11 protein-coding genes are annotated in these 12,864 nt (G+C 70.5%); 3 read left to right on the top strand and 8 right to left on the bottom strand.

The genetic code is table 11. From position 1 onward, the window contains the following. The first annotated feature begins 17 nt into the window (after positions 1-17). A complete protein-coding gene (locus tag BM430_RS08255) occupies positions 18-206 on the top strand; it encodes a DUF1902 domain-containing protein (RefSeq protein WP_093566768.1) in 189 nt (62 codons plus the stop codon). Here BM430_RS08255 and BM430_RS08260 read toward each other — a convergent pair. From BM430_RS08260 to BM430_RS08280, 5 genes are all read right to left on the bottom strand, one after another. Continuing rightward, positions 203-982 carry an ABC transporter permease gene (locus BM430_RS08260; protein WP_093566769.1) on the bottom strand — a complete coding sequence of 260 codons (780 nt, stop codon included), beginning with the start codon at positions 980-982 and terminating at the stop codon, positions 203-205. The genes BM430_RS08255 and BM430_RS08260 overlap by 4 nt on opposite strands. A gap of 1 nt (position 983) precedes the next feature. Further along, the gene (locus tag BM430_RS08265) at positions 984-1,895 is read right to left on the bottom strand and encodes an ABC transporter permease (RefSeq protein WP_093566770.1); all 912 of its coding nucleotides are present in this window, start codon (positions 1,893-1,895) and stop codon (positions 984-986) included. Next, entirely contained in the window at positions 1,892-2,986 is a 1,095-nt protein-coding gene (locus tag BM430_RS08270; protein WP_244539378.1) for an ABC transporter ATP-binding protein, read from the bottom strand. Before BM430_RS08270 ends, BM430_RS08265 begins: the two co-directional genes overlap by 4 nt. Before the next feature lie 635 nt (positions 2,987-3,621). Beyond that, entirely contained in the window at positions 3,622-5,184 is a 1,563-nt protein-coding gene (locus tag BM430_RS08275; protein WP_093566772.1) for a DHA2 family efflux MFS transporter permease subunit, read from the bottom strand. Between the two features lie 169 nt (positions 5,185-5,353). Continuing rightward, a complete protein-coding gene (locus BM430_RS08280; RefSeq protein ID WP_093566773.1) occupies positions 5,354-6,595 on the bottom strand; it encodes an HlyD family secretion protein in 1,242 nt (413 codons plus the stop codon). A gap of 178 nt (positions 6,596-6,773) precedes the next feature. Here BM430_RS08280 and BM430_RS08285 point away from each other — a divergent pair, with 178 nt between their 5' ends. Further along, positions 6,774-7,400: a TetR/AcrR family transcriptional regulator gene (locus BM430_RS08285; protein ID WP_093566774.1), complete on the top strand. Its 627-nt coding sequence runs from the start codon at positions 6,774-6,776 to the stop codon at positions 7,398-7,400. A gap of 367 nt (positions 7,401-7,767) precedes the next feature. On the opposite strand, the gene BM430_RS08290 is transcribed toward BM430_RS08285, so the two are convergent. After that, positions 7,768-9,441 (bottom strand): methyl-accepting chemotaxis protein, encoded by a 1,674-nt coding sequence (locus tag BM430_RS08290; protein WP_244539379.1) that lies wholly within the window; start codon positions 9,439-9,441, stop codon positions 7,768-7,770. A gap of 385 nt (positions 9,442-9,826) precedes the next feature. Beyond that, entirely contained in the window at positions 9,827-10,906 is a 1,080-nt protein-coding gene (locus BM430_RS08295; RefSeq protein WP_143131977.1) for an NAD-dependent epimerase/dehydratase family protein, read from the bottom strand. Between the two features lie 191 nt (positions 10,907-11,097). Between BM430_RS08295 and BM430_RS08300 the strand changes: the two genes are divergently transcribed. Further along, the gene (locus BM430_RS08300) at positions 11,098-12,357 is read left to right on the top strand and encodes an alpha/beta hydrolase family protein (protein ID WP_244539380.1); all 1,260 of its coding nucleotides are present in this window, start codon (positions 11,098-11,100) and stop codon (positions 12,355-12,357) included. 31 nt (positions 12,358-12,388) lie between these two features. On the opposite strand, the gene BM430_RS08305 is transcribed toward BM430_RS08300, so the two are convergent. Next, a complete protein-coding gene (locus tag BM430_RS08305) occupies positions 12,389-12,844 on the bottom strand; it encodes an Lrp/AsnC family transcriptional regulator (RefSeq protein WP_093566776.1) in 456 nt (151 codons plus the stop codon). Between the last annotated feature and the right edge of the window lie 20 nt (positions 12,845-12,864).

A 12,864-nucleotide genomic window follows, 5' to 3' on the forward strand; every position in this document is an offset into this window, starting at 1 on the left:
AATCCCAGGATCGCACCATGCCTCGCCCCACCATCCGGATCGCTCACGACCTCGAGGCGGACGTCTGGTACGTGCAGACGAGCGACGTGGACGGCTTGAGCGCTGAGGCGCCAACCGCGAACGCTCTCATCGCCCGCATCCCGGTCATGGCCGCCGACCTGCGCGACGAGGACGAGCCCGTCCCGGTCGAGGTCGTGATCGCCTAGCGCCCCCGCCGCGCCGTCAGCACCGAGGCCCCCAGCACCGCCAGGCTCACCGCCCCGATCAAGAGGGTCGAGATCGCGTTGATCTCCGGGGTCACGCCCAGCCGCACCTGGCTGTAGAGGCGCATCGGCAGGGTGGTGGCGCCCGGCCCCGAGACGAAGCTCGCGATCACGAGGTCGTCCATCGACAGGGTGAAGGCCAGCAGGAAGCCGGCGATCACCGCCGGGGCGATGAGCGGCAGGGTCACGGTGCGAAACACCGCGACCGGCGCCGCACCGAGGTCGGCGGCCGCTTCGAGGAGCGAGCGATCGAGGTGGCGCAGGCGCGCCTGCACCACGACGGCGACGAAGCACAACGTGAAGGTCGCATGCGCGATCACGATGGTCCAGAAGCCGCGGGGAATCCCGAGCCCCACGAAGAGCAGCAGCAGCGACAGGCCGGTGATCACCTCCGGCATCACCATCGGGGCGTAGACGAGCCCGGTGAGGAGCGGCCGGCCGGGGAAGCGCCGGCGCCCGTCCAGCGCCAGAGCCGCCAGCGTGCCGAGCACCGTCGCCAGACCCGCCGAGGCCAGGGCGACCTTGAGGGTCACGAGGGCGGATTCGACCAGCGGCCCGTTGTCGAGGAGGCTCGCGTACCATCGCGTCGAGAATCCGGCCCAGACGGTGACGAGGCGCGACGCGTTGAACGAGTAGACGACGAGCAGCAGGATCGGCCCGTACAGGAAGGCCATCCCGAGGCCGAGCGCGGCCCAGGCGAGCGGGTGGGCGCGGTGCATCTCAGGGGCGCTCCAGGCGGCGCGATTCGGCCTCGCGGAACAGCACCACCGGGCCCGCCACGATGACGAGCAGCACCACTGCCACCGCGGAGGCGAGCGGCCAGTCGCGGTTGGAGAAGAACTCGCTCCACAGGACCCGCCCGAGCATCAGGGTGTCGGGCCCGCCGAGCAGGTCCGGGATGATGAACTCGCCGGTGATCGGGATGAAGCACAGGAGCGTGCCGGCGACGAGGCCGGGCCACGACAGGGGCAGCGTCACGGTGCGGAAGGCGGAAAGCCGGCTCGCCCCGAGGTCGCGGGCGGCCTCGATCAGCCCGCGGTCGAGCCGCTCCAGCACTGCGTAGAGCGGCAGAACCATGAAGGGCAGGTAGGCGTAGACCACCCCGATCATCACCGCCGCCGGGGTGTTGAGGATCTCGACCGGCTTCGCGATCAGCCCGAGCGCCAGCAGCGCCTGGTTGAGGAGCCCGTCGCTCTTGAGGATCGCGATCCAGGCATAGACCCGGATCAGGAAACTCGTCCAGAACGGGATCACCATCAGGGCGACGAGGAGCGGCTGCCAGGCTTTCGGCGCCCGCGCCATGGCGTAGGCGATCGGGTACCCGACGAGGATCAGCAGCGCGGTCGCGGAGAGCGCCACCGCGAGCGAGGTCAGGCCCGCCTCGAGGTAGAGCGGGTCGGCGATCAGCGTGCGGTAATTCTCGAAGTCGAGGGCGGCGAGCACGTCGGACCAGCCGGCGAGGCCCATGTCCCAGGCGAGCACCGGCGTGTAGGGCGGCAAGGCCGTCGCCGGGTCCGACAGGCTGATCTTGACCACCACCAGGAACGGCAGGCCGAAGAAGGCGAGGAGCCAGAGGAGCGGGACCGCCGGCAGGCGTAACCGCCGCAGGGCCTCGCGCAGGCGCGCCCTCATGCGGCCTCCGCCGGCAGCAGCGACGCGGCCTCGGGGGCGAAGGCGAGATGCACCGGAGCGCCGACGGCCGGCCCGGCGCCGGGAGGGCTCGAGGCGCGCAAGCTCCTCCCGTCGGCGAGGCCGACCCGGTAGAGGATCTTGTCTCCGAGATAGGTCGCGTCGAGGAGCGTGCCGGCGAGGCCCTCGCTCCCGAGGGTCAGGCGCTCGGGCCGCAGGGCGAGCAGGCCCGGGGTGCCCGCCGGCCCGGCGCCGTGGTGGTCGAAGGCCCGCAGAGGACCGAGCGGCGTGTCGAGCCCGCGCAGGGCCCCTGCCCCGCCCTCCCCGAGCCGGCCCTCGATCAGGTTCACGTCGCCGAGGAGGCCGGCGACGTAGCGGGTGGCTGGGCGCTCGTAGAGGTCGGCCGCCGGCCCGACCTGGACCAGCCGGCCCGCCGCCATCACGCCGATGCGGTCTGCGAGCACCATCGCCTCGGCGGGATCGTGGGTGACGACCACGAAGGTGGTGCCGAGCCGGCGCTGGAGCGCCCGCAGCTCGGCTTGCGTCTCCTCCCGCAACGCGCGGTCGAGGGCGCCGAGGGGCTCGTCGAGGAGCAGCACCCGGGGGCGCTTGGCGAGCGCCCGGGCGAGCGCCACCCGCTGGCGCTGGCCGCCGGAGAGCTGGTCGGGCCGGCGGGCGGCCAGGTGGTCGAGCTGGACGAGCCGCAGCATCTCGGCGACCCGGGCGGCGATCTCGGACTTCGGCAGGCCCTCCCGCTCCAGCCCGTAGGCGATGTTCCCCGCCACGTCCCGGTGCGGGAACAGGGCGTAGGACTGGAACATCATGTTGACCGGCCGGCGGTGCGGCGGCACCCCGGCGAGGTCCTGCCCGTCGAGCAGGATGCGCCCGGCGCTTAGGCTCTCGAAGCCGGCAATCATCCGCAGCAGCGTGGACTTGCCGCAGCCGGACGGCCCGAGCAGGCAGAACACCGCCCCGGGTTCGAGGTCGAGGCCGACATCGGCAACGGCGAGGTGGTCGCCGAAGCGCTTCGAGACCGCCTCGAAGCGGAGGCGGCCGGTGGCGGGCGAGGTGGTGGGGAGGGAAGGCGTCGTCACGTCGTCCGGGCGGCGCGGGCGGGCGGGAGCCCGACATCTAGCGCGGGAGGGCCGGGTCCGGGAAGGGCCGACGCGCGGGCGCGTCCCGCGCGAGCGATCAGCCTTATTCCACCGACGGAAAACAGCTTGACCGTGATAACGGTCAATTTGGTGCCCTCGCCCCTTCAGACCAAGGTCGGGTGCCGTAGCAGCTTGCAACATAGCAAAGGGCGTGCATTGATGAGGACGACACGCGTCGATGCCGTTCACTGCGTCCACTGGCCTGAACGGCGTCCGCATCTCCTCCCGAGACGTGTCGCAGACTTGGCGTCTCTCTCCGTGCTGGGGAGGGGCGCCTTTGTTTGCGGTGGCAGCGGCGCTGCCGGGAGCAAAGGCCTGCTCGATGGGCCCGCGAGCGATGCTACACCCTCCGGGTCATTCCGGGGCCGCGCAGCGGAGCCCGGAATCCAGACCCGCGGATGGTTCAGGAGAGGGCGGACACCGTGCCGTTTTATCCTGTGGCACCTAAGTGTCTGGATTCCGGGCTCCGCTGCGCGGCCCCGGAATGACGCGGAGGATGTCGAAACCGGCGGGCGAGTCGGACGGGCTCACACCTTGCGACTGGTGGCGTCAGCCCGCCCACGAGGTTCGCCGCCTCAGTGCGCGTCCGCCCCCGCCCCGCCCGGGCGCGGCCGGCGGATCATCGGCGTGGCGCAGGTCATCAGGACGAACAGCACCGTCAGCATCAGGAATACGTCGGAGAAACTCATCAGGAGCCCCTGCATCCGCACGGTGTTCATCATCGCCTTCAGCGCCATGGCGTCCGGGTTGCCGGCGAGCCCGGCAAAGCCCTTGGCCATGCTGTCGAGGCGCTCCAGCACCATCGGGTTGGTCCAGGTGAAGCGCTCGTGCAGGCGGGCGAGGTGCAGGTCCCAGCGGTCGTTGAGCGCGGTGTTGATCAGCGCGAGACCCACCGCCCCGCCGAGGTTGCGGGTGAGGTTGTAGAGGCCCGACGCGTTCTTCATCCGGGCCGGCGGCAGGGTGCCGAGCGCGATGTTGTTGATCGGGATCATGCACAGCATCAGCGAGCAGCCGCGCAGGACCTGCGGCACCAGCAACTCGTAGAAGTCCCAGTCCTTGGTGATGCCGGTGACGATCCAGGTGCCGGCGGCGAACCCGGTGAACCCGATCGCCATCATGATCCGCGGGTCGACCTTGCCCGAGAGGCGCCCGGCGATCGGAGCGGTGGCGAACATGCACAGGCCTGAGACGAACATCGTCTCGCCGATCTGGAGCGCCGAGTAGCCGCGCACCCGGCCGAGATAGACCGGATAGAGGTAGGTCAGGCCGTAGAGCCCGATGCCCATGACGAAGCTGAACAGGCAGCCAGCGGCGAAGTTGCGGTCGGAGAAGGCGCGGAGATCCACGATCGGCTGCTCGGCGGTGAGCGCGCGCCAGAAGAAGCCGATGCAGGTCACCCCGCACACGATCGCGGCCAGAAAGATTGCCTCCTCCTGGAACCAGTCGTGGGTCGGGCCCTCCTCCAGCACGTATTCGAGGCAGCCGAGGAACGCCGCCATCAGGGCGAGGCCGGTCCAGTCGAAGCGCTTGAGCAGGTCGAGGTTCGGCTTGTCGAAATCGACCAGGAAGTAGGTCGAGACCGTGACGAAGATGCCCGGCACGATGTTGACGAGGAAGAGCCAGTGCCAGTTGAACAGGTCGGTGAGGTAGCCGCCGACCGTCGGGCCGATGGTGGGGGCGAGGGTCGCGACGAGGCCGATCATCGGCGAGACGATGCTGCGCTTCGAGGCCGGGAAGATGGTGAAGGCTGAGGCGAACACCGTCGGGATCATGCCGCCGCCGATGAAGCCTTGGGCGGCGCGCCAGACGATCATCTCGCCGATCGTCGACGAGGTGGCGCACATCAGGCTCATCAGGGTGAAGCCGCCGGCCGAGATCACGAACATCCAGCGGGTCGAGAGCACCCGCGACAGGGTGCCGGAGAGCGGGATCGAGATCACCTCGGCGATGAGGTAGCTCGTCTGCACCCACGGGATCTCGTCGGCGGAGGCCGAGAGGCCGGCCTGGATCTCGGCGAGCGAGGCCGAGACGATCTGGATGTCCAGGATCGCCATGAACATCCCGAACACCATGCAGACGAACGCCACCATGCGGCGGCGGTCGATCGGTGCGTCGGCGGGCGCGGGGGTCGCGGCCATGGTGGGAGTGCCTGTTCGATTAAAGAGACGTGTCTGCTTGCTCGTCCTGGAGACGGTAAGGCACATCTCCCCTCTCCCACACGGGAGAGGGGATCCCGCGCTCTACTTTTACCAGGATAGATCAGCGTAAACTGTATGCGCGGCAGAGGACCTGTGATGTCGCCCTGCCTCAGCGGCCGGCCGTCCGCACCGATGCCGGGCCGGCCTGCTCCGACACCGCCTGATGCGGCTCGATCGGCGCCGGCGGCTTGGTCTCGTCGAGGCCTCTTGTGTCGACCCGCACCACCACCGAGAGACCCGGCCGCAGGAGGCCTTCGCGGGCGACCGCCTCCGGCACCCGCACCCGCACCGGCAGACGCTGGACGATCTTGGTGAAGTTGCCGGTGGCGTTGTCCGGCGGCAGTAGGCTGAACACCGAGCCGGAGGCCGGCGACAGGCTCTCGACCGTGCCGACGATGTCGCGGTCGGGCCAGGCATCCACCCGGATATGGACCGGCTGGCCGACCCGGACCCGGCCGAGCTGGGTCTCCTTGAAGTTGGCGTCGACCCGGGCGCTCTGGAGCGGCACCAGGGCGGCGATGCGCGAGCCCGGCGCCACGTAGGCCCCGGCCTCCGTCGCCTTGTTGCCGATCACCCCGTCGAAGGGGGCACGCAGGACCGTGAAGGACAGGTCGCGCTTGGCCCGGTCGACCGCGGTGCGCAGCTCGGCGGCCAGGTTCTCGGCCTCCTTGGTCTGCGCCTCCAGCACCGCGACGTTGGCCTGGAGGGCGATCAGGTTGGCCTCGGCGCCCTTCACGGTGGCGTCCTGGCGGTCGCGGTCGGCGCGCGACTGCTCCAGCCGCGCCTTGGCGGCGAATTCCGATTGCGCGAGGAGCTGCTGGCGCTGGTAATCGGCCGCGGCCCGGACCTGATCGGCCTTGGCGGCGTCGATCTGGGCCCGGCCCTGGAGCACCTGGGCGCGGGCCGCCTCGGCCTGGCGGGCGATGCGGGCGATGGTGCTGCCTTGCGTCGCCAGCTTGTCCTCGGCGGCCTTCAGCGCCAGGCGGTAATCGCCATCCTCGATCCGCGCGATGACGTCGCCGGCCTTGACCGCCTGCCCGTTCACCACCGGCACCGCCTCGAGGTAGCCCGAGACCTTGGCGGCGAGCGTCGAGATGTCGGCCTGGACGTAGGCGTCGTCGGTCGAGACGAAGAAGCGGCCGGTCGTCCACCATTCGTGGCCCGCATAGGCGCCGTAGGCCCCACCACCGAGGACGAGCGCGGCGAGGATCAGCCGGCGCAGGGGGCGCTTGCGCTTCGCCGGCGGTGCGGTAGCCGGTGCCGCCGGCACGGCAGCCGCCGCCGGGGGCGCGCCCTTGGGAGCCGCCTCGCCGGCGGGCCGGCCCTGCGCGTAATCGTCTCGAAACGCCATCGTCGTCCACCCGTCGCCGCCATCATCCGTGCGAATCGGTTGACGGCTCTCGAACGGCCACGATACTACGTTGACCGAACCGTTCGGTCAATCGATGCTGTGTGCGCTGCGGCACACCGGTTGAACCGGGCCGGTCGCACACCCACAATGGCGAAAGCCCCCTCCCACGGCCCCGATCATGAGCGACGCTCCCCTCGTCTCCACCGACACCGACAAGCGCCGCCAGATCCTGGACGGGGCCCGCGAGGTGTTTCTCGCCAGCGGCTTCGACGGGGCCAGCATGGGGGCGATCGCCAAGGCGGCCGGCGTCTCGAAGGGCACGCTCTACGTCTACTTCGAGAGCAAGGAGGCGCTGTTCGAGGCGCTGACGATCGAGGAGAAGCGGACGCTGGCGGAGAACATCTGCCGCCTCGACCACGACGACCCCGACGTCGCCGCGGTGCTGCGCCGCCTCGGCACCAGCCTGATGGAGGCGATGGTGCGGCCCGACCACATCGCCTCGGTCCGGATGGTGATCGGCGCGGCGGAAAAGTTCCCGCGCTTCGGCCGGGCCTTCTACGAAGCGGGACCGCTGCTCGGCCGGGCGCGGTTGCGCGCCTATCTCGACGCCCAGGTCGCCGCCGGCCGCCTGCGCGCGATGGATTCCGACCTCGCCGCCCGCCACTTCTTCGACCTCTGCGCCGCCACCACGATGCGCCGGCTGCTCTTCTCCGTCGGCGACCCGCCGACCGAGGCCGAGACGACCTACTGGATCGCGGAAGCCGTGCGGGTGTTCCTCGCGGCCTATGGGCCGGTGGGGCGGTAGGTCGGTCCCCCTCCTGCTGAGCCTTGAGGAAATGTCCATGCTCCACGTCATCCCGGGGCCGCGCAGCGGAACCCGGGATCCATAACCGCTAGCGGTACCGGACGAGGCGGGGTGCGTTCCGACCTCCTCTGGATCGTCAGCGGTTATGGATCCCGGGTTCTCGCCTCTCGGCGAGCCCCGGGATGACCCGGAGGGTCATGGATCGACGGTCCTGCTCGACCTGTCCGCGCCTCGAGCGAGCCCTCCTCCCCTCTCCGCGTGCCAAGCCCGTCACCGGACCGCCTCCGGCCTCCAGTCCGCGCGGGGTATCGCGCGTGATTTCCTCCCGCGGCCGCTTCGTCAGCCCCGCCGCGAGCGTCGCCGATCGTCAGGCGGCCCGCACGGCGGAGAGGAAGCGGGCGACCTCCTGATTGAGATGCCCGGACTGGTGCGAGAGTTCGGACGCGGCTCCGAGCACCTGGCCGGCGGCCGATCCGGTCGCTTCGGCCGCGAGGGCGACGCCGGCGATCCCTCCGGTCACGTCGCTGGTCCCGGCCGCCGCCTGAGTCACGTTGCGAACGATCTCCAGCGTGGCCACGCCCTGCTGCTCGACGGCCGCCGCGATCGAGGTCGCGACCGTGCTGATCTGCTGGATGCGCGCGCCGACGCCGCCGATCGCCCTCACGGCCTGGTCCGTCGAACTCTTGATCTGGGCGATCTGGCTCGCGATCTCGTCGGTCGCCTTCGCGGTCTGGGTCGCGAGCTCCTTCACCTCGGTGGCGACGACGACGAAGCCCCGGCCTGCCTCACCGGCCCGCGCCGCCTCGATCGTGGCGTTCAAGGCCAGGAGGTTGGTCTTCGAGGCGATGGTCGAGATCATCGCGACCACGTCGCCGATCCGCGCGACCGCGGTGCTCAACGCATGCACGAGATCCGCCGTTCGGCTCGCCTCGTCCACCGCGTTGCGCGCCAGGTCGGACGAGCCGGCGACCTGCCGGCCGATCTCCTGCACGGAGGAGCCGAGTTCCTCGGCCGCCGCCGCGACGGCCCTGACATTGGAGGCGGCCTGGTCGGCGGCGTTGCTCACGAGCATGGACTGGCCGGCGGTCTCGCTCGCCGTCGAGGTCATGTCGGTCGCCGTCGCCTGAAGCCTCTGCGCGGCTCCGGTGATCGTCGCGACCGCGTCTCCGGCGATCGACTGGAATCCTGCGATCAGGGCTTCGAGCTGCCCGGCCCTGTTCAGCCGGCGCGCCTGGTCCGCCTCGTGCTCGCCCTGGAGGTGCCGGCGCTCGATGGCGTTGTCGCGAAACACCAGGACCGCGCGGGCCATCGCGCCGACCTCGTCCGTCAAGGCCGCCTCCGGCACGGAGAGGTCCGTCCGCCCTTCGGCGAGGCCGTTCATGGCGACGCGGAGGCTCGCGAGCGGCCGGATGACGGAGCGCACGATCAGCCAGATCACCAGGGCGACGATTGCGGTCAGGGCGCCGGCTCCCAGCAGGAGCTTCGCGGCCTGCGACCAGACGATATCCATGAGGTCGTCGATGTACAGCCCGGTGCCGAACACCATTCCCCAGGGCGCGTAGGACCGGAAGACGCTGAGCTTGGGCGCCGGCGCGCCGCCGCCGGCGCGGTTCCAGGAGTAGGTGACCGTGGCCGTCCCGTCCCGGATCGCGCGCGGCAAGACGTCGGCGATGAACGGGAAGCCGTCGCGATCCTTCAAGCCCGAGAGGTTCCGGCCTCGCAGCTTGGGATCGGGATGCGCCAGCGCCACGCCCGCGGTGTCGAACACGAAGATGTAATCGCCCTTGCCGAACCGCATCGCGCCCACGGCCTCCAGGGCCATCCTCCGCGCGGCGTCATCGCTGATCTCGTTGCGTGATGCCCGGTCGCGGAAGTCGGCGATGATGGCCCCGGCGGATTGCGTCAGCGCCTCGATCTGAGCTTTGCGCAGATCGAACATCACTTGATACTGTGCGTAGAGCGATACCGTACCCAGGGCGACGAGACTGAGCGCCGTCAGAACGACGATCATATTCAGCCGGGTGGCGATCGTGAAATTCATCACAATTTCCTTAATTGCAATTTAAATTTCATCCTATCATGAGGAGATAAAAATTCAGGTTACCCAGCGTTCGAGGAATGTATAGAGGATTTTAATCCAATAATCTGAAGCTTCTAAGATCATTGATCCCGAGCGGATGTCATTTCGCAACGTCACGCTGATGGGCGAAAACGCAAGCCGAGCGCCCCCGGATGGACGAAACCGAGGCGAAGCCGCCTGACCGGCGGCGATCGACGGTGTCACTCCTGCCCGTTCATCAGCCCGGTGATCGCCGTACGGGCGACCGCACAGTCGTGCCGGACATCCCGCCCATCACACGAAGCGCGACCCCGACGCTCCCCGCCGGGTGCGAGTACCCATAATCCAGCACATCGCTCGACCGTGATCATCCGGCAGGGTTCGGCGGCACAACCTCGCCCTCCGCGAGGAGCGAAGGCGGTGCGTCGCAAGAGCGGGTCGGCGCAAGTCTGGAAGACGGAATGGCCGTCGTCGAAGGGGCGGGGTCCGGGGCCTGGCCCCTCTCGGCATGCCAGGCGGCGAGAAGCGCCGCCTCCTCGCCCGCCGTCAGGCCCGTCACCGAACCACCCCCGGCCTCCAGCCAGCGCAGGGTGTCACGGGCGGTCTCCTCCAGCGGCCGCGGCGCCAGCCCCGCCGCGAGCACCGGCGCAACGTCGCGGGAGGCGTCGCCGATCGTGTCCGGCAGTGGGAGCGGCAGGGAGAACGGGCCGGATTCGCGCCCCACGCCGTGGCGGTCGAGGAAGGCCGGATCGACCCAGGTGATTTTGTACGACCCGCCGAGGGCGACAGCGCAGCGATCGAGGAAGGCCCGGCGGGTGCAGGCCGGTGCCACCGCGTCGTATGTGCCCAAGAGGCCGCCTTGCGCCGCGCGGAGGATCCAGCCCGCGAGGTCGCGCGCGTCGACCAGTTGGACCGGATCCTCCGGTTCGGCCGGCGCCAGCACCTCGCCGCCCCGGGCGAGCCGGGCGACCCAGTAGGGGAACCGCCCGGTCGGATCACCCGGGCCGACGATCAGCCCGGCGCGGCAGATCAGGGCGCCGCCACTGAGAGCCCGCTCGCAGGCGACCTTGGCGGCGCCGTAGGGACTATCCTCCGCGGGTGCGAGAAGCGGCGCCGTATCGGCCCGCTGTCCCCTGGTCACGGTGTCGGCGTAGACGCTCGTCGTCGACACGAAGGTCCAGTGCCCGACGCGGCCGTCGAGTGCCGCCAGCGCCCGCCGGACCTGATCGGGATTGCGGGCCACGTCCACGGCCGCGTCGAACCGCTCCCGGGCGAGCCCCGCCAGCCCGTCCGCCCGGTCACGGTCGACGGCGATGAAGCGGGCACCCGGCGGGGCGGCGCCTGAGAGGCCGCGCGCGGCGCAGGTCACCGCGTGGCCGAGCCCGAGCGCGTGCGCGGCGATGGCCCGCCCGAGGAACTGCGTGCCGCCGAGCACCAGCAGCCGCATGCCGATCCCTTTCCGTGAACGGCGCGATGCAAGTCGCCGCCGCCACGACAGATACCAGCCGGAGACACGATCGCAACGTATGATTTACCAGACGATTCTTGCGTCATGACTGGACGTCTGCAAGTCTATGAGCCGATGCCGCCGTCCGTCCGGGGCGGGACACGGCAGGTCCGATCCGGAGCCGTGATTCCATGGTCTGGCGTCTGGCCGTCATCGTCGCCGTGGCGGGTTTGTGCATGACGGGACAGGTCGCGCAGGCGGGCCGGGTCCGCGGCGTGCCGCTTCCGGACAACGTCTCGGTCGCGGCGGCACCCGATTCCGCTCCGCAACCGGCCGGGTCGTTCCTGGGCGCCTGGATCGGCACCTGGAGCGGCAGCATTCCCCACGTGCTGATCGTCGAGCGGGTCGACCCGGACGGCAAGGGCGCGCAGGTCGTCTACGCCCTCGCCGCTTCCCCAGACTACGGCATCGAGAGCCAGTGGTCGCGCCGGCGGGCGATCATCTCCGGCACGACGCTGACGCTCGAAGGCGCGGTCCCCGCGACCTACACCCTCGATGGCGACACCCTGCGGGCGACCTACCAACCCGTGCGGGATTACGCCCGCATGCGCCGGGCCGCCCTGTCCGACCTGACGGAGGCGGCGACCGGCCTCGACTGGTCGGAGCCGCGGAAGGTCTTCGTCGACGGCCCGGTCGAGAACGGCGCGACGACGCGGCTCGAAGTGGCGTTGTTCCGCCCGTCCGGCCCAGGCCCGTTTCCCCTCCTGGTCTTCAACCACGGCTCGACCGGCCTCGGGCGCGACCCGGCCCGCTTCACTCAGACCTATTGGTCGTTTCCGCTGGCCGACGAGCTCGTCCGCCGGGGATGGATGGTGGCGTTTCCGCAGCGGCGCGGGCGCGGCCGGTCGGACGGCCTCTATGACGAGGGGTTCGATCCCGACCGGAGCCGGGGCTACACCTGCGACGCGCCGATCGCGCTCGCGGGGGCGGAGCGGGCGCTCGCCGATGTCGCGGCCGCCGTGACGGCGTTGCGGCGGCGGGACGACGTCGCCGCGGGACCGATCCTGATCGGCGGCCAGTCGCGCGGCGGCGTCCTTTCGATCGCGTTCGCGGGGCGGCACCCGGATCTCGTCCGCGGCGTGGTGAATGTCGTCGGCGGCTGGCTCGGCGAGGCCTGCGGCAGCGCCGCCGAGGTCAACGCGACCCTGTTCCGCATCGGCGGCGCCTTCCCGGGCCCGACCCTCTGGCTCTACGGCCATCGCGATCCCTACTATTCCGTCGCGCATAGCCGCCGGAACTTCGAGGCGTTTCGCGCCGCCGGCGGCACCGGCGAGTTCCTGGCCTTCGACGTGCCGGGCGGGGTCGGTCATGCAGTCGGCTGGTATCGGGAGCTGTGGCAGGAGCCCGTCGGGCGCTTCCTCGACCGCCTCGCGGAGACCTCGCCGCGCTGACCGGCCGCACGAAGGGGGAAATCCGATCTGATCAGTTCCCGATCACCTGCCGCATCGCCACCAGCGTCCGGAACGCCCGCACGTTCGGGTTGTCGTGGAACACCGCGCGGGTGAAGGCCTCGTACTCCGCCATGTCCTTCAGGCGCAGTTCCAATACGAAATCGGCCTCGCCGGTCACGTACCACGCCGCCCGCACCTCCGTCCGCTCGCGCAAGGTGCGCACGAAGGCGTCGAGGCGGTCCGAGGTCTCGCGCTCCAGCGAGACGAGCACGTGCAGGCAGAGCGGCGTGCCGAGCACCGCCGGATGCACCACCGCGACGTCGGCGACGATGACGCCCTCCTGCCGCAGCCGGCGCAGGCGCCGCAGCACCGCGCTCTCGGACAGCCCGACCCGCTCGGCCAGGATCCGCGCCGGCGTCAAATTATCGGCCTGGACCGCGTCGAGCAGGGCGCGGTCGAACCGATCGAGGGTGACGCTTTCCGGCATGGATCGCTCGAGAACGGCGA

Source organism: Methylobacterium sp. 174MFSha1.1, assembly GCF_900116815.1.
Classification (GTDB): domain Bacteria; phylum Pseudomonadota; class Alphaproteobacteria; order Rhizobiales; family Beijerinckiaceae; genus Methylobacterium.